Consider the following 16708-nt stretch of genomic DNA (forward strand, 5'->3'; position numbering starts at 1 on the left):
ACGGCGCTTTGGCCCATGGGCTGATCTCGATACATTGGGGTATGGTGTCCGCCCACACGGGACGGACGGCGGAGCCGGTCTACCGCCCGATCCTCACCGCCGGGCGCAGCGAACTGGAGGCGTTGGGGCATCTCGACACCGACGCCGCCGCGCTCGTCGTCCCGATCCTCACCCTCACCGACGGCGATTCCGTCGACCTGCCCCGTCGGCTGCCTGCGGGCCTGACCGTCGCCGTCGACCTGGCCGGGCTCCCCGGCACCGGGCCCCTGCTCGGGCTGCTGCGCCAGGGCGTACCGCTGGTGCCGGTGATCGGGTTCGCGGAACGCGACGACCGGCTGGTCGCCCAGGGCGCGGCGGCCCGGTCCCATCTCGGCTGGGCGGTGCTCCGCCTCCGGTTACGTGTGGATCCGTACGGGCCGGACGCCGCCACCGGCGCGGCGGAACGGATCTGGCGACGTACCGGGCTGATGCCGGAGCAGTGCGACCTGCTGCTCGACGTGGGCGAGGTCTGCTGCGCGGCGGACCTGCGCACGGCCGAGCCCCGGGTACGCCGGCTGGTGGACTGGGCCCGCCGGCACGCGTGGCGGTCGGTGACGGTGGCCGCCGGGGCGATGCCGCCCGCCCTGCCCGGACTACCCGACGGCGAGCCGGTCCGGCTGGCCCGCTGGGACTGGTTGCTCTGGCAGAAGCTCACCGGTCTCGGCCTCGGGTACGGCGACTACGGGATCCGCTCCGCCACCCCCGGCCCGCCGGAGCGACTGCCCGCCATGCGGTACACCGCCGACGAAGCGTGGTGGATCTACCGCTGGTCCCGGCGCGGCGGGCGGGGCGACGACCGGGTCGCCGAGCTGTGCCGGGCCGTGGTCTCCGCATCGCACTGGCCGGCCGCCGGGGCCGGCTTCTCCTGGGGCGACCACGAGATCGTGCGCCGCGCGCGGGGCGCGGCCGGGGCGGGGTCGGCGACCAGTTGGGCAGCCTGGGGCACCTCGCATCACCTGGCCCACGTGCTGGCCACGCTCCGGCAGCCCGGGGTGCCCCCGGTCCGCCCGACCCCGCACCGGGGCCGGTCGGAACGCGCCGACGGCCACCGGGCGCGCGGACCCCACCACGGCGGACGGCCCGGCTGGCCACCCCGGGGCGGCCAGTCCGGCCGCTCCGGTTGAGCGCAGACGGATTCCAACGCGGCCAGTCCGGTCGCTCCGGTCGCTCCGGTTGAGCACGGACGAATTCCAGCGCGGCCGGTCCGGCTGGCCCGTTCACCCGAACGGTTGGTTCAGTGCGCGGGCTTCTCGGTGAAGCCGAACTGCACGATGCCCTCCTCGTCGACGGTGGCGTCGACGGAGGTGTCGTTGAGCAGTTGGGCGGCGTCGGAGTCGAGGAAGATCCGGGCCCCGTTGGTGTCCACCACCTGGTCGTTCCGGCCCGGCTCGCCGACCAGTTCGACGGTGAGCGCACCGGCGTCCGGGTCGGTCGTGATGCGCAGCCCACCGGCGTCGGAGACGTCCTGCTGCGCGGCGAGGTCGCGGATCACGAGTACGGCGTTGTCGGTCATGGTGAGCATGGCGGATCTCCTCACTGGTGATCGGATGGTCGCCGGTACGGCGGTCGGTCCCGACCGGCCCCCGCCGGTCGCGGGGCCCGGGACACCACCCGGTGGCACGTCCGGACCCCACCGCCGCGGACGCGCCCTATGGAGAGCGGGCAGCCCCGGAGACCGGGCCCACCACTCGCTACAAACGGGGCAAGTCGTGCATGCCCCTCGGCCCACGTTGCCCGCTGCGGCCGGATCCGTCAACCAGAACCCGATCAGTGGGACGATTTCCGCCCCTTCGTCCTTGACGTACCGGACCGGACCGGACTGGCTGGTCCAACCCGTCCGGGACGGCCGCGACCCACCTGGCCCCGAGCACCACCGGGCACCGCCGACCATCGACGAGGCACCACTTCCGCGTACGGCGAGATTCTTCGGCCGCGGCACTGTGCTGAAAAGAATCTTCATGACAACATCTGCGCATGCAACGTCGTCGCTACCCCCGAGCGCTTGCCCTGGCCGCCCTGGCCACCGCGGTCGCCGCCGCGACCACCAGCGCCGCGCCCACGGCCATCGCCGAAGCCCCCTCCGCCGCCGAGACCCGACTCAGCGCCACCATCGACGCGATCCTCGCCGACGCCCGCCTCGACGGCGCGCAGGCGGGCGTGGTGGTCGCCGACGCGACCACCGGTGACACGCTCTACCAGCGCAACGGGGACCGCCGCCTGATCCCGGCCTCCAACACGAAGCTGCTCACCTCGGCCGCCGCCATGGAACTGCTCGGGCCCGGACACCGGTTCACCACCGACGTGCTGCGTACCGGCGCCAAGCAGGGCACCGTCCTCACCGGCGACCTCCACCTGCGCGGCGGCGGCGACCCCACCATGCTCGCCGCCGACTACGACGCGCTCGCCGCCCGGGTCGCGACCGCCGGCATCCGGGTGGTCACCGGCGACCTGATCGCCGACGACACCCGCTACGACGCCACCCGACTCGGCCCGGACTGGGCCTGGGACGACGAGCCCTACTACTACGCGGCGCAGATCTCCGCGCTGACCGTCGCGCCGGACACCGACTACGACGCGGGCACGGTGATCGTCGGCGCGGCACCGGGCGCCACCGCCGGGGCACGTCCGGAGATCAGCTTCACCCCGTCGACCGGGTACCTGCGCGTCGACAACCGGGCCACCACCGTGGCCACCGGCTCGACCAGCATCTCCTTCGAGCGTGAGCACGCCACCAACACCATCGTGGTGACCGGGCAGATCGCCCTCGGCGCCGCCCGGACCAGCGACTGGGTGTCGGTCTGGGAACCCACCGGGTACGCCGCCGACGTGTTCCGCACGGCGCTGAGCCGGCACGGCGTACGGGTCCTCGGCGAGACCGTGCCCGGTCGGGCCACCCCGCCCAGCGCGGTCGGCGTGACCAGCCACGACTCAATGCCGCTGTCCGAGTTGATGGTGCCGTTCATGAAGCTCTCCAACAACGGCCACGCCGAGGTGCTGACCAAGGAGATCGGGCGGGTGCTGAGCGGCTCCGGCACCTGGTCGGCCGGGCTCGCCAAGATCAGGCAGTACGTGGCCACCGCCGGGATGGACACCGGCACGCTGAACCAGCGCGACGGCTCGGGGCTCTCCCGGCGCAACATGATCCCGGCCGACGAGTTCGTCGACCTGCTGGTCGCCGTGCGCGGCGAACCCTGGTTCGACGCCTGGTACGCCGCCCTGCCGGTGGCCGGCAACGCGGAACGGTTCGTCGGCGGCACGCTGCGCAGCCGGATGCGGGGCACCCCGGCGGCGAACAACGTGCGCGCCAAGACCGGCAGCCTCACCGGAGTCTCCGGGCTCTCCGGCTACGTCACCGACGCCGACGGACGGCAGCTCGTCTTCTCCATCGTTCTCAACAACTATCTGGCCTCCTCGGTCAAGAACCTGGAGGACCAGATCGCGGTCGCGCTGGCGTCGTACACCGGCAAGAGCGTGACCACGGCGCGGACCGCACCCCCGGCGGCGCCGGAGATCCCGCAGACCCCGGACGGGATCGAGTGCTCCTGGCAGAAGCCCATCACCTGCTGACCTGCCTGCAGGGGTCCCCTGCTCCGCAAAAAGCGGTAACAGGGGACCCCTGCTACCACCCCACCCGGCCCGACCGGTTGTCAGGCGACCGGCGGTGGGGCGGCGGGGTCGCCCCGCGCGATCAGGGCGTCGATGTCGGCCGGACGCAGGCCGCGCAGCGCCAGCACCCGGCGTCCCCACCGATGCAGGCGACACGGGTGCGGGCTGGCGTCGTTGCGGCACACCGTCCCCCCGGACCACCGGCGCGGCGCGTGCACCACCACCGCCCGGACCGCGAACTGCGCGTCCTCGCCAGTGACGTACGGCGGGAGCGGAATCTCCTGGAGCACCTCCCCGGACGGCTCGCCACCGGCACGTGGCGCGGCAGGCCGGACAATACGGGTACCCGTGCTCATCAGCGATGCCTCCCTGAATCGTCGAATCTCCACAACGGAAAGTTACGATCCGGTCGACGCACCGCGACGGACAAACTGTCCCGATCCGGGTGCCACCCGCGCGCCCGGCCGTCAGTGACGGCGCTGGCTACGCAGCCCCCGCCCGGGGTGCCAGCTCTCGATCACCAGGTGGTCGGCCGGCTGTCCCACCCGGGTCAGCACCGCCTCGGTCAACTCGATCCGGAACCGGTGCGAACCGTCCTCCGGCGCCGGCAGTTCGTGGGCGATCCCGGCGATCTTCGCGTCCCCGCCCCAGGAGGACGGGTCGTCCTCGGGGGTGTCCTCGGTCGGGCAGTGCAGCGCGACCCGGGGATCGCGGCGCAGGTCGAGTGCCTTGAGCGCGCCGGGCATGCCGCCCAGGCGCAGGTCCCCGTCCTCGAACTGGAACTCCGTACCGCTGATCCGGGGCGAGCCGTCCCGCCGCAGCGTCGCCATCGTGCCGTGCTTGCGGACCGCGAAGCGGGCCCGCACCCGCTCGGCGAAGTCCGGTTCCTCATCGACCAGATCCGACCACCATGCCATGTCGACGAGGATGGCAGCCCAGCCTGACATCCTGTGGCAGCTTTCCCGACGCGTTCCGCTGAAAGCCATGGCGCGGCCACACCAGCCAGCGGGCATCCCCGGCCCGCGCCGGTCAGCGGATCTCGAAGCCCAGCGTCCGGGCCAGCACCATCGCCTGGTCCGGTTCGATGATCGCGCCGGCCCGCTGGACCGCCGTCGGGTCCAGCGCGCTCAGGTCGCTGCCCCGCAGGTCACACCGGTCGAGGCGGGCGCCGGTGAAGTGCCCGCCGGAGAGGTCCGCGTTGGTCAGGACCGCGCCGGTCAGGTCGGCGCCGCTGAGGTCCACCTCCCGCATCCGTACGCCGGTCAGGCGCGCGCCGCGCAGGTCGGCCTTGTGCAGGGCGACGAACGACCAGTCCCCGCCCTCGACCCGCAACGGACGCAGCTCGCACTCGGCGAAGCTGCTGCCGACCAGCTTGCAGCCGGTGAACTCCGTATCGAACAGGACGCACCGGGTGAAGACACACCGGGTGAACGCCGAGTCGACGTGCCGGGAGGCGTTGAAGCGTACGCCGCCGAAGGAACACTCGGTGAACACCGCGCCCCGGGTGGTCGCCTCGGTCAGGTCGATCTCCTGGAACGAGCAGCGCACGAAGTGCCGGTCGACGATCTCCTCGCCGTACCAGTCCTCGTGGCGAAAGCTCGCGTCCTCGGTCAGCTCCAGCACGACGCCGAGCCTAGTAGCACCCCTTCCGGGGAACCCGTACCAGCTAGTAGGTTCGTTTGTCGTGGACGTGGCACGGAACATCGACCCGGACGAGATCGGCTTCGACCCGGCCCGGCTGGCCCGGATCGACGGGCACTTCCGCCGGTACGTCGACGCGGGGCAGCTCGCCGGCTGGCAGATCGTGGTGACCCGGCGCGGGCAGATCGCGCACTCCTCGACATACGGGCTGCGCGACGCGGAGGCCGGCGCTCCGGTGACCCCGGACACGCTCTGGCGGATCTACTCGATGACCAAGCCGGTCACCTCGGTCGCCGCGATGATGCTCTGGGAGGAGGGCCACTTCGAGCTGACCGACGAGATCAGCCGGTGGCTGCCCGAGTTCGCCGACGTCCGCGTCTACCACAAGGGGTCGGCGCTCAAGCCGTACACGGTGCCGGCGATCGAGCCGATCCGGGTCTGGCACCTGCTCACCCACACCGCCGGTCTGACGTACGGCTTCATGCAGACCTCGGTGGTCGACTACCTCTACCGGGCGGCCGGCTACGACCTGCACTGGCCGACCGGGATGGACCTGGCCGCCGCGTCGGTCGCCCTGGCCGAACTGCCACTGCTCTTCCAGCCGGGCAGCGCGTGGGGCTACTCGGTCGCCACCGACGTGCTCGGCCGGCTGGTCGAGGTGGTCTCCGGGCAGCGCCTCGACGACTTCTTCGCCGACCGGATCCTGCGTCCGCTCGGCATGACCGACACGCACTGGTGGGTGGACGGCGACCACGCCGAGCGACTCGGCGCGCTCTACGTGCCCGACCCGCGCACCGGCCGGATCCTGCGGCACGACCAGTTCGGCGCGCTCGCCCGACAGAAGCCCACCCTGCTCGCCGGCGGCAGCGGCCTGATCTCCAGCGCGTACGACTACCACCGCTTCACCCAGATGCTGTTGCGCGGCGGCGAGCTGGACGGGACGCGCCTGCTCGGTCCGCGCACAGTGCGCTTCATGGCCCGCAACCACCTGCCCGGCGGGCAGGACCTGGCGGCCCTGTCCACCGGCGGCTTCGCCGAGTCGATCTTCGACGGGGTCGGCTTCGGCCTCGGCTTCGCGGTGATCCAGGACCCGGTCCCGGGGCGGGTGCCGAGCAGCGTCGGCGAGTACTACTGGGGCGGAGTGGCCAGCACCGCCTTCTGGGTGGACCCGGCCGAGGAGGTCACCGCGCTGCTGTTCACTCAGCTCATGCCGTCGAGCACCTACCCGCTGCGGTCCCAGTTGCGCCAACTCGTCTACTCCGCCCTGGTCGACTGAAGTCGGCATCCACCCTGGTCGACTCAAGTCGGCATCCACCCTGGTCGACTGAAGTCGGGACAGGCCAGACCGGGCCGGGCAGCGGCTGCGGGCCGGGATCGGCGTTCCGCCGCCTGGGCACCGGATCGCTCCCTAGCCTGGAGGCGGACCAGTCCGTCGGCCGGGAGGCGGTCATGAGCAACATCGTCGTGTTCGGTGCCGGGGGCACCGCGGGTTCCCGGGTCACCGCCGAGGCGTTCAACCGGGGACACCGGGTCACCGCCGCGGTACGGCGTCCGGAGGCCACCTCGTACCTGCCGGCGGGCGTACGGGTGGTCACCGGCGACGTCACCTCGGCGCGCAGCGTACGGGAACTCGCGCCGGAGGCGGACGTGCTGGTCGTCGCGGTCGGCGGCGGCGAGCGGACGCTCTGGGCGGACGCGGCCCGGACCCTGATGACCACCCTGCGTGGGTTGCCCGACCCGCCCCGGGTCATCCACCTGGGCGGCGGGGCGACCCTGCTCGCCCCGAACGGCACCCGGTTCCTGGACGCGCCGGACTTTCCCGAGCAGTACCGCGACCCGGCCCTGGGCCAGGCCGACGCGCTGGACTGCTACCGCGCCTCGACCGACGGCGTGCCCTGGACCTACGTCTCACCGCCGCCGCTGGAGTTCCATCCGGGCGAGCGCACCGGGCACTACCGCACCGGCGGCGACCATCCGGTCACCGACCCGCAGGGCCGCTCGGTGCTGTCGTACGAGGACCTGGCGGTGGCCGTGGTCGACGAGATCGAGAATCCCCGCCACCTGAACACCCGGTTCACCGTGGCCTACTGACCCACGCCGGACGCCCTGTCCCACGCCGAACGCACTGGCCCGCGCCGGACACGCCGGCGGTCGGCGCACCGCGGGCCGAGAGCCCGCCGCCGGGTCAGTCGGCCAGCCGGGCCGGGAAGCCACCGGTCGCGAGCGGGCCCCAACTGTCGATGGTGACCCGGATCAGCGACTTGCCCTGCTGAAGCATCGCCTGCCGGTACTCGTCCCAGTCCGGGTGCTCCCCGGAGATGCACCGGAAGTACTCCACCAGCGGTTCCAGCGCCGCCGGCAGGTCGAGCACCTCGGCGGTGCCGTCGACCTGCACCCACGGTCCGTTCCAGTCGTCGGAGAGCACGCAGGCGGAGACGCGCGGGTCGCGGCGGACGTTGCGCACCTTGGCCCGCTCCGGGTAGGTCGAGATGACCAGTCGGCCCGCCGTGTCGACGCCGCAGGTCACCGGGGAGGACTGCGGCCGGCCGTCGGCCCGCGTGGTAATCAGCACGGCGCGGTGCCGTGGGGTGAGGAAGTCGACCAGAGCCGCCCGGTCGACCTGGGTGTTCGTCGCGATGCTGCGTGCCATCGCTCGTTTCTACCAGCCGCCTCACCGGGGGCGCTCGGCAACGCGCTCCCCGGTCGGCTGGGCGGGCACGCGGGGGCGGGCGGCCGGCCGCCACTCCCGGCCGTTGGCGTAGATCACCCGGAAGCCCAGGTACGACGCGAGCGGCGCCCAGTGTGCCGACCCCATGCGCAGCTCGGCGGCGTTGTGCCGGCGACCATTGGCGAGCACGTCGAGCAGCACGGTCTCGAACGCGGCCGACTCGACCCAGTCGACCTCGCGGGTGAACCCGCAGACCAGCGCCGCCCCGGTGACCGACAGGAACTCCCGCAGCACCGGTGTGGAGGCGCGCAGCACCGAGCAACTGCCGAAGTAGAGCCGCTTGCCGGTGCACCGACCGGCCATCCGCTCCGCGACGTCGGTCAGCTCGACCGAGTGCCAGTCGGTGAGGCAGAGCCGGCTCGGCTCACCGTGCATGGCGAAGAAGCCGACCCGGTAGTCGGCGTACTGCTTGAGCAGCCAGCGGTCGAGGAAGTAGTTCAGCTCGTCAGGCGTGGCGGCGTCCTTGTGGATGAACCGGATCCGGCCGAGCCGCTCCAGCAGCTCGAGCGTCGGCAGCACCGAGCCACGTTCGTACAGGTCACGGTGCCACTGGCCCTCCAGGCAGAAGATCCCCCCGCGCGCCATGCCACCTCCTGCGTCACCCGCTCCGTGACGTTACCGCCGCCGGGGCGGAACCGCCGCACCCGGCTCGGGATGCGGGACCAAGCGGACCGTCGGGCCATCCCACCGGTGGCGGCTCGCCCGCTTCAGACCAGGTCGGCGTCGTGCACGAGCAGGGCCACCTGGACCCGGTTGTTCAGCTCCAGCTTCGTCAGCAGCCGGGAGACGTACGCCTTCACCGTCGCCACGCTCATGAACAACTCGGCGGAGATCTCCGCGTTGGTGCGTCCCCGGCCGAGCGCCACGGCCACCTCCCGTTCCCGCTGGCTCAGCCCGGCGAGCAGCCGCAGCGCCCGGTCCCGGCGCGGGTCCGGCCGGGTCTCGGCCGGCGTGGCGGCGGTGACGTGCGCGATCAACTGTCGGGTGACGGTCGGCGAGAGGGTCGCCTCGCCCGCCGCCACCCGGCGCACCGCCTGCACGATCTCGGCCGGCGGGGTGTCCTTGAGCAGGAATCCGCCCGCCCCGGCGCGCAGCGCCCGCAGCACCTGGTCGTCCGCGTCGAAGGTGGTCAGCACCAGCACCTCCGGCGGGTCCGGCAGCGCCCGAAGGGCCTCGGTGGCCGCCAGCCCGTCCACCCGGGGCATCCGGATGTCCATCAGCACGACGTCCGGGGCGTACGCCTCGACGGCGGCCGGCACCTCGCCGCCGTCCCCCGCCTCGCCGACCACCCGCAGGTCCGGCACCCCGCCGAGGATCATCGACAGCCCGGCCCGGACGAGCGGGTCGTCGTCGACGATGAGCACCCGTACCGGAGTCGGGTCGGCGGCCATGTCGCTCACGCCGGCCACGGCAGCCACGCGGCCAGTCGGAAGTCGCCGGACTCGTCGCGGCCGTGGGTCAGCCGGCCGCCGGCCAGGTGTACCCGCTCGGCGATCCCGACCAGGCCGGTCCCGGTGCCGGGGATCTCCGGGTGGGGGCGTTCCCCCACCGGCCAGCGGTTGCGGATCTCGACGTTCAGTCCCTCCCCGGGACCGCCGTCGAGACCGACCGCGACCACCGCGCCGGGGGCGTGCTTGCGGGCGTTGGTCAGCCCCTCCTGCACGATCCGGTACGCGCTGCGGCCCACCGCCGCCGGGACCGCCCCGGCCTGGTCGACCCGGTCGTGCAGGTCGACCCGGACCCCGGCGGTCCGGGACTCGTCGACCAGCGCCGGCACGTCGTCGAGGGTGGGCTGCGGGCGTTCCGGCGCGGCCGGTTCGACGGCGGCCGGCTCGGCGCGCAGCACCCCGATGACCTCACGGAGGTCCTGGAGCGCGGCGTGCGCGCTGCTGCGGATCACCCCGGCGGCCCGGGCCACCTCCGCCGGCGGCGCGTCCGGGCGGAACTCCAGCGCCCCGGCGTGCAGGCTGAGCAGGGAGATCCGGTGGGCGAGCACGTCGTGCATCTCGCGGGCGATGCGGGTGCGCTCCACCTGTCGCGCCTGGGTGACCCGGAGTTGCTGCTCGGCCTCGGCGCGCTCGGCCCGCTCGCGCAGCGACACCACCAGTTGCCGGCGGGCCCGGACGAACATCCCCCAGGCGAGCACCAGCAGCGTGATCACCACGCCCCACACGACGGTCCCCCAGTACGACAGACTCGGGTCGGGCCGCAGGTAGCTGAAGACCAGGTTGGTCGCGAGGGTGGCCCCGGTGTAGGCCAGGGCGACGGCGGTACGGCGGTGCACCACCACCGTGAAGTAGACGATCGCCAAGGGCGCGGCGGAGGCCAGCGAGAACAGGGTCAACGGCAGGGTGGCCACCGCCAGGCCGACCGGCCAGCGGCGGCGTACCCAGAGCAGGGCGGTGGCGACCAGGCCGAGCACCGCGTCCGCCGCGACCATCCACGGGTACGGCGGCGGCATCGAGAACTCCGGGCTCGCCGATCGGGTGTCCGCCGTCGCCCACGCCACCCAGGCCAGGGAGATCAGGCAGCAGAGGATGTCCACCAGCCAGTCACGGGTGGTGCGCCGCTGCCGCCGGGCCACCCCGGTCGTGGGCGCCAGCGCCCCGGGCAGCAACCACGGGTGTTCGGGTACGACCGCCGTGCTGGACATGGCCCCATGCTACGGAGCGTCACCGGCGCGGCGGCAGTCGACCAAAGTCGACACCTGGGCACCGACCAAGGTATGGGCGATGGTGGTCTCTCGGCCGCAGCGCCGGTCCGGGTGGCGCGGGCAGGCTCGTTCCATGATCACGGTCGAGAACCTCACCAAGCGGTACGGCCCGCACGCCGCCGTGGACGACGTGTCGTTCCGCTGCGAGCCGGGGACGGTCACCGGCTTCCTCGGCCCGAACGGGGCCGGCAAGTCCACCACCATGCGGATGATCTGCGGTCTCACTCCGCCGACCTCGGGCAGCGCGACGGTCGACGGGGTGCCCTACCGGCGGCTGCCCAACCCGGGCCGGCGGATCGGCGTGCTGCTCGACGCCTCGGCGCAGCACGCCGGGCGTACCGGGCGGGAGGCGCTGACCGTCGCGGCCGGCACCATGGGAGTTGACCCGCAGCGGGTCCCGACGATGCTGGAGCGGGTCGGGCTGGGCCCGGCCGCAGCGAAACGCCGGGTACGGGCGTACTCGCTGGGGATGCGGCAGCGGCTCGGCCTGGCGCACGCGCTGCTCGGCGACCCCCGGATCCTGATCCTCGACGAACCGGCCAACGGCCTGGACCCGGAGGGCATCTTCTGGATGCGCGGCCTGCTGCGCGACTTCGCCGACCGGGGCGGCACGGTGCTGCTCTCCTCGCACCTGTTGCGGGAGGTGGAGGCGGTGGCCGACCGGCTGGTGGTGATCGGCGGCGGCCGGATCGTCGCCCAGGGCGGCAAGGACGAGCTGCTGGCCGGGGCCGGCACCCTGGTCCGGGCCCGGGATCCGCAGGCCCTGCGGGGTGCCCTGGCCGCCGCCGGCCTCTCCGTGACCGGCAGCACCGACGGGGGGTTGCTGGTCCGAGCCGAGGCCGGGGCGGTCGGGCAGGCCGCCGCCGACGCCGGGGTCGCGCTGACCGAGCTGCGCCCGGCCGGCAGCGGCGGCCTCGAACAGCTCTTCCTCACCCTGACCGCCACCGACTCGAACCAGGAGGTCGCCGCGTGAGCACCGCCGGCACCCTCACCAGCCCGGCACCCGTGGGCGAACGGTCCACGGCGGCCGACCGCCGTCCCTCGCTGTTCCAGCTCACCGGAGTCGAGCTGCGCAAGCTCGCCGATACCCGGGCCGGGTTGTGGCTGCTGATCGTGATCGGCCTCGCCGCCGTCGCGATCGTCACGGTGCAGTTGTTCGTGGCCCCCGCCGAGCAGCAGACGTTCCGGCCCTTCTTCGAGTCGACGCTGCTGCCGGTCGGGATCCTGCTGCCCATCCTCGGCATCCTGTCGGTGACCTCAGAGTGGTCGCAACGGACCGCGCTCACCACGTTCGCCCTGGTCCCGGCACGGCACCGGGTGGTGTTCGCGAAGCTGGCGGCGGTGGTGGTCGCGGCGCTGCTGTCGGTCGTGGCCAGCCTCGCCGTGGCCGCCGTCGGCACGCTGATCGCCGACCTCACCGGGGGTGCCGGCACCTGGTCGGTGCCGGGAGCGCTGCTCTGGCACGCCGCCGTCTTCCAGGTCGCGAACGTGCTGATCGGGATCGCCTTCGGTCTGCTGCTGGGAAACACCCCGCTGGCGATCGTCCTGTACTTCGTCCTGCCGACCGTCTGGTCGGTGCTCGGGGGACTGATCAAGGCCCTGCGGACACCGGCGGAGTGGCTGGACACGACGGTCACGATGGGGCCGTTGATCTCCCCGGAGATGACCGGTGGGCAGTGGGCCCGGCTCGGCACGTCCCTGCTGCTGTGGCTGGTCGCGCCGCTGGTCGTCGGGCTGGTCCGGACGATGCGCCGCGAGGTGTCCTGACCGTGCCGGGCGACACCGTACCGGCGCACCCCGACCCGGGTGCGCCGGTCGTGGTCAGCGGGGGCGCGGGTGAGCTGGCCCTCCTCTGGGGCGGGTTTCCGCTGCTCGGCGCGGGGGCCGGCTGGCTGCTGGCGACCGTCGTGGACCGGCTCGCCGGGTGGTCCTGGGTCCCGGCCCGGCGCCTGTTCGAACTGGTCGCCTCGCTGCCCGAGCCGCAGGTCACCGTCGGGGCGGTGGTGGTGGGTGCCCTCGCCGGGCTGGCGCTCGCCGGGGTCGGGACGTGGGAACGGCTCGTCGTCGCCGTCGCCCCCGACCGGGTGACCCTGCGCCACCGGGACGAGAAGCAGGAGCTGAGCCGGGCAGAGGTCCGCGCGGTGTTCCTGGACGGCCGGCAGCTCGTCCTGCTCGGACCGGTCGACGAGGAACTGTTCCGGGAGTCGTGCGACCTGGGCGACCGGCGGTTGCGGGCGGCGTTCCTCGCTCACGGCTACCGGTGGCTGGCCGAGGACCCGTATCGGGGCATGTTCCGGCGCTGGGTGCCCGGCCTGCCCGACCTTCCGCCGGGGGCGGACGCGCTGCTCCGGGCCCGGCAGGACGCGCTGAAGCACGACCGGCGCGACGACGCCCGGGAGCTGCGCCGGGAACTGGCCGCCCTCGGCCTGGTCGTCCGGGACGAGTCGAAGCGGCAGTACTTCCGGCTGGTCCGTCGCTGACGGGCGTGGCGGGAGACCGGGGCGGCCCGTGGTCCGGGCCGCCCCTGCGCGAAACGGGATCAGGCGAGGGGGAACTCGTCGAAGAGCACCACCGCCGAGTTGGGCTGACGGGTGTCGAAGCGGTACGAGCGCACCACCCCGGCCGCCGAGTCCAGCAGCGAGAAGACGGTGATGTCGTTACTGGACACGTAGGGCAGGGCCTTGCCGGCGGCGTCGGTCAGCGGCGCGATGGTCGGCACCACCGGGGTCAGGCCACCCGGGTCGCCCTGCCGGATGTGGTCGGGGTTCTCCGGCAGGTTGCGGGACGCCCCGCTGGACGCGTCGTACGCGCCGTAGCTGTTGCCGACGTTCGACGTCTCCAGCCAGTTCACCCCGTCGGCGTTGCGGAACCGGTTCCACAGGTGCGAGTGACCGTTGTGGACCAGGTTCACCCCGCCCGCCGAGAAGAGCGGCTCCAGGTCGCGCAGGATGTGGTCGTCGGCGAGCGGGTAGCGGTAGCTCACCCCGGTCACCGCGCCGGTCGCCGGGTCACGGGTGATCGTCTGTACCGGGTCGGTGAACGGCGGCGCGGAGTTGTCGCCCAGGCCGTGGCCGGGGTGGTGGTACATCACCACCCGGTACTTCGCCTGGCGGGCCGTGCTGGAGGCCAGTTCCCGCTCCAGCCAGCGGTACTGCCGCGAGCCCTTCCGCACCGGCTCGAAGATGAACTGCCCGTAGCCCCACTTCGACTCGTCGGCGAGGTCGGCCGGGGCCTCGGAGAACTTGCCCCGGGTGTTGGCCGCCCCGGAACGCCAGATCTGGGTGGCGAAGAGGGTGATCAGGTGCACGTCGCCGATGGTCCGGGACCACCAGCGCGGTCCGCCCTCGGCGCTGCGCGGGTACGGGAACATCTCCTCGTACGTGGTGACGTCCCAGGACTGCTGGGCCAGCCAGGTCTGCTCGTCGATGCCGGCCGGCCGGGTCTCCTGCCAGCGGCGGCGGGCCACCTCGATCGGCTGCGGGTCGTTGAACTGGCTGTCCAGGCCGGCCGTGTCGGACCAGCGGCCCATCACCTCGTGGTTGCCGATCGCCGGGTAGATCGGCGAGTGCTGGATCAGCGGCGCGCCCCGGTAGGTGCGCCCGGCGATCGTCCGCTCGGCCCGCCCGGTCAGCCCGGCGAAGAACGCCAGGCCGGTGGTGCTGTCGAACCACTCACTGGCGCGGTCCGGCACGTTGACCAGGTCCCCGGCGACGAGGACGCCGTCGAGGCGTACCCCGGCGGTCTCGGCGACCTTCTCCAGGTTGGCCGGGGTCATCGTCTTGAGCTGGTGGTCGCTGGTGAGCAGCAGGCGGACCGGCTTGCGCCGGGGCACCGCCGGGGCCAGGGAGTAGGCGGCGGTCACCGTGGCCCGACCCAGGTGGTCGACGGAGACCACCCGGTACGGCGTACGCTCGCCGGCCCGCAGGCCGGTCACCCGGGCCAGGTGCCGGTACACCGGCCGGTCCAGCACCGCGCTGTACTTGCGGTCGGGGACCGCCGAGGAGGCGTCCTCCCGGGTACGGCTCAGCCGGGTGGTCTCGGCGACGACCCGACGCCAGCCGGAGCCGGCGGCCCTGCTGCCGGTGGCCGCATCGAGGACGGACTGGTCGTCGAGGGCGGCGACCGCCGAGCCGACCAGCACCACCTGGGTGGTGCCGTGCTCCTCGGTGTGCCAGACGACGTGGACGCCGCTCGACTGCGGGTCGAGCAGGTAGGGCTCGCAGAGCAGCGGCCGGCCGCCGAGGCGGGGAGCGGGCGCGTCGTCCGACCCGGCGGCACCGGGCGCGGCGGCGGCCGGGACGGCGACACCGGCGGCACCGACGACCCCGGCGGCCACGGCAGCGCCGCCGGCGAGGGTGAGGACGTTACGGCGGGTGAGGCTTGTGGAGTCGTCGACGGGGGCGTCGCCAACGTGCTTCTCGGTCATGACCTGCACCTCAGCAGGGAGCGCTGACGGCCAGTCCCCGCGCAGGTGAACAGCACCGCGCGGCGCGGTTAACCCGCGCGGTCGGCACCTGACGTCCGGTATCCGGCATGGAATGTTGCCCCGTGGATCTCCCACTGTTCATGTCGATGCCGATAGCATCGCTGGGTATGAATATTAGGAGCATGGTCCGCTCGCGGACCGGGCGGATGGTCGCCGCCGTCGCACTGGCCGTCGGGGTGGCGGTGCCCGTCGTGGTGACGTCGGCCTCGGCCGCGACCCCCCTCACCGTGGCCCAGGCGCTCGCCGCCCAGGACGGCCGCACGGCGACCGTGACCGGGTACGTCATCGGCCAGCCCACGTCCACCACGACGGTTCTCCGGTCGGGCTTCACCGCCGACACCGCGATCGCCATCGCCGACTCGGCCAGTGAGACCAGCACGGGCCGGATGCTCTACGTCCAGGTCACCGCCGCGTACCGGAGCACGTTCGGGCTGCTCACCAATCCCAGTCTGCGCGGAAAACTGGTCACCACGACCGGCACGCTGACCGCGTACTTCGCCCACGGCGGGCTGAAGGACCCGACCGCGATGAGCCTCGCCGGCAGCACACCACCGCCGACGTCGTCACCGACACCGAGCCCGACGACGACCACCCCGGGTGGCGGCTACGACGACACGTACTACGCCACCGCGATCGGCAAGACCGGCAGCGCCCTGCGCAGCTCGCTGCACTCGATCATCAAGGTGCAGACGAAGATCTCCTACGACCAGGTGTGGGAAGCGCTCAAGGACACCGACCAGGACCCGGCGAACGCGAACAACGTCATCCTGCTCTACTCCGGACGCTCGCAGAGCAAGAGCACCAACGGCGGCGGGGTCAACGACTGGAACCGCGAGCACGTCTGGGCCAAGTCGCACGGCGACTTCGGCACCTCGACCGGGCCGGGCACCGACGTGCACCACCTGCGCCCGGAGGACGTCTCGGTGAACTCGACCCGGGGCAACAAGGACTTCGACAACGGCGGCAGCCCGGTCAGCGAGGCCCCCGGCAGCTACACCGACGCCGACTCGTTCGAGCCGCGCAGCGCGGTCAAGGGTGACGTCGCGCGGATGATCATGTACATGGCCATCCGGTACGAGGGCACCGACGGCTGGCCGAACCTGGAGCTGAACAACTCGGTCAACAACGGCAGCGCGCCGTACCACGGGAAGATGTCGGTGCTGCTCCAGTGGCACCAGGCCGACCCGCCGGACGCCTTCGAGAAGCGCCGCAACCAGCGGATCTACGAGCGCTGGCAGGGCAACCGCAACCCGTTCATCGACCACCCGGAGTGGGCCGCCTCGATCTGGAGCTGACCCGGCGGCAACCACCACGGTCGGCCCCGCAGCACCCCACGGCCGGCCCCGGACGACTCCGGGACCGGCCGTGACGCATCGACGCTCTTTACCAGGCTGAAATCGACTGTTATCTTTCCGGCAATCGCTGCAAGATTTTGCAGAACCCCGGACGTCGGAGATGGCCATGTCCGTACCCCGAGCCCGGCGCGTCCGGGCCA

Annotated in this window: 17 protein-coding genes; 8 read left to right on the forward strand and 9 right to left on the reverse strand. The window is 72.9% G+C overall.

Annotation, left to right across the window (positions count from 1 at the left end; genetic code table 11):
• The first annotated feature begins 41 nt into the window (after positions 1-41).
• A complete protein-coding gene (locus GA0074692_RS19215) occupies positions 42-1163 on the forward strand; it encodes a beta family protein (protein WP_176738500.1) in 1122 nt (373 codons plus the stop codon).
• A 110-nt stretch (positions 1164-1273) separates the two neighbouring features.
• Here GA0074692_RS19215 and GA0074692_RS19220 read toward each other — a convergent pair whose 3' ends face one another.
• The gene (locus tag GA0074692_RS19220) at positions 1274-1561 is read right to left on the reverse strand and encodes a HesB/IscA family protein (protein WP_091646596.1); all 288 of its coding nucleotides are present in this window, start codon (positions 1559-1561) and stop codon (positions 1274-1276) included.
• A 452-nt stretch (positions 1562-2013) separates the two neighbouring features.
• On the opposite strand from GA0074692_RS19220, the gene dacB reads away from it, so the two are divergent.
• The gene (gene dacB / locus GA0074692_RS19225; RefSeq protein WP_091646599.1) at positions 2014-3606 is read left to right on the forward strand and encodes a D-alanyl-D-alanine carboxypeptidase/D-alanyl-D-alanine endopeptidase; all 1593 of its coding nucleotides are present in this window, start codon (positions 2014-2016) and stop codon (positions 3604-3606) included.
• An 80-nt stretch (positions 3607-3686) separates the two neighbouring features.
• Here the strand turns inward: dacB and GA0074692_RS19230 are convergent, their stop codons facing one another.
• From GA0074692_RS19230 to GA0074692_RS19240, 3 genes are all read right to left on the reverse strand, one after another.
• Positions 3687-4001 carry a hypothetical protein gene (locus GA0074692_RS19230; RefSeq protein ID WP_245730372.1) on the reverse strand — a complete coding sequence of 105 codons (315 nt, stop codon included), beginning with the start codon at positions 3999-4001 and terminating at the stop codon, positions 3687-3689.
• Positions 4002-4112: 111 nt separating this feature from the next.
• A complete protein-coding gene (locus GA0074692_RS19235) occupies positions 4113-4562 on the reverse strand; it encodes a pyridoxamine 5'-phosphate oxidase family protein (RefSeq protein WP_091646601.1) in 450 nt (149 codons plus the stop codon).
• Between the two features lie 112 nt (positions 4563-4674).
• Complete coding sequence (locus tag GA0074692_RS19240) at positions 4675-5268, reverse strand: pentapeptide repeat-containing protein (protein WP_091646603.1); 594 nt, start codon at positions 5266-5268, stop codon at positions 4675-4677.
• 61 nt (positions 5269-5329) lie between these two features.
• On the opposite strand from GA0074692_RS19240, the gene GA0074692_RS19245 reads away from it, so the two are divergent.
• Both GA0074692_RS19245 and GA0074692_RS19250 read left to right on the forward strand, forming a co-directional pair.
• Complete coding sequence (locus tag GA0074692_RS19245) at positions 5330-6562, forward strand: serine hydrolase domain-containing protein (protein WP_091646605.1); 1233 nt, start codon at positions 5330-5332, stop codon at positions 6560-6562.
• A gap of 173 nt (positions 6563-6735) precedes the next feature.
• Positions 6736-7377, forward strand: a complete 642-nt coding sequence (locus tag GA0074692_RS19250) for an NAD(P)-dependent oxidoreductase (protein ID WP_091646607.1) — start codon at positions 6736-6738, stop codon at positions 7375-7377.
• A gap of 94 nt (positions 7378-7471) precedes the next feature.
• On the opposite strand, the gene GA0074692_RS19255 is transcribed toward GA0074692_RS19250, so the two are convergent.
• The 4 genes from GA0074692_RS19255 to GA0074692_RS19270 all read right to left on the reverse strand — a co-directional run bounded on the left by GA0074692_RS19255 (position 7472) and on the right by GA0074692_RS19270 (position 10667).
• Positions 7472-7936, reverse strand: coding sequence for a PPOX class F420-dependent oxidoreductase (locus GA0074692_RS19255; RefSeq protein ID WP_091646608.1), 465 nt, complete (start codon positions 7934-7936; stop codon positions 7472-7474).
• A gap of 21 nt (positions 7937-7957) precedes the next feature.
• Entirely contained in the window at positions 7958-8599 is a 642-nt protein-coding gene (locus tag GA0074692_RS19260) for a DUF6642 family protein (RefSeq protein WP_091646609.1), read from the reverse strand.
• Positions 8600-8721: 122 nt separating this feature from the next.
• Positions 8722-9432, reverse strand: a complete 711-nt coding sequence (locus GA0074692_RS19265) for a response regulator (RefSeq protein WP_176738502.1) — start codon at positions 9430-9432, stop codon at positions 8722-8724.
• Positions 9411-10667 carry a sensor histidine kinase gene (locus tag GA0074692_RS19270; RefSeq protein WP_091646610.1) on the reverse strand — a complete coding sequence of 419 codons (1257 nt, stop codon included), beginning with the start codon at positions 10665-10667 and terminating at the stop codon, positions 9411-9413. Before GA0074692_RS19270 ends, GA0074692_RS19265 begins: the two co-directional genes overlap by 22 nt.
• 133 nt (positions 10668-10800) lie before the next feature.
• Here GA0074692_RS19270 and GA0074692_RS19275 point away from each other — a divergent pair, with 133 nt between their 5' ends.
• The 3 genes from GA0074692_RS19275 to GA0074692_RS19285 are packed head-to-tail and all read left to right on the forward strand — an operon-like array spanning position 10801 to position 13207.
• Positions 10801-11700 carry an ABC transporter ATP-binding protein gene (locus GA0074692_RS19275; protein ID WP_091653741.1) on the forward strand — a complete coding sequence of 300 codons (900 nt, stop codon included), beginning with the start codon at positions 10801-10803 and terminating at the stop codon, positions 11698-11700.
• Positions 11697-12494 (forward strand): ABC transporter permease, encoded by a 798-nt coding sequence (locus GA0074692_RS19280; protein ID WP_425413344.1) that lies wholly within the window; start codon positions 11697-11699, stop codon positions 12492-12494. The genes GA0074692_RS19275 and GA0074692_RS19280 overlap by 4 nt, the downstream gene beginning before the upstream one ends.
• Positions 12495-12496: 2 nt before the next feature.
• Positions 12497-13207, forward strand: a complete 711-nt coding sequence (locus GA0074692_RS19285) for a YqeB family protein (protein ID WP_218106692.1) — start codon at positions 12497-12499, stop codon at positions 13205-13207.
• 59 nt (positions 13208-13266) lie between these two features.
• On the opposite strand, the gene GA0074692_RS19290 is transcribed toward GA0074692_RS19285, so the two are convergent.
• Positions 13267-15153 (reverse strand): metallophosphoesterase family protein, encoded by a 1887-nt coding sequence (locus GA0074692_RS19290; protein WP_091646611.1) that lies wholly within the window; start codon positions 15151-15153, stop codon positions 13267-13269.
• Between the two features lie 167 nt (positions 15154-15320).
• Between GA0074692_RS19290 and GA0074692_RS19295 the strand changes: the two genes are divergently transcribed.
• Complete coding sequence (locus GA0074692_RS19295; RefSeq protein ID WP_091646612.1) at positions 15321-16508, forward strand: endonuclease; 1188 nt, start codon at positions 15321-15323, stop codon at positions 16506-16508.
• The last annotated feature ends 200 nt before the right edge of the window (positions 16509-16708 follow it).

Source organism: Micromonospora pallida (genome assembly GCF_900090325.1).
GTDB lineage: Bacteria > Actinomycetota > Actinomycetes > Mycobacteriales > Micromonosporaceae > Micromonospora > Micromonospora pallida.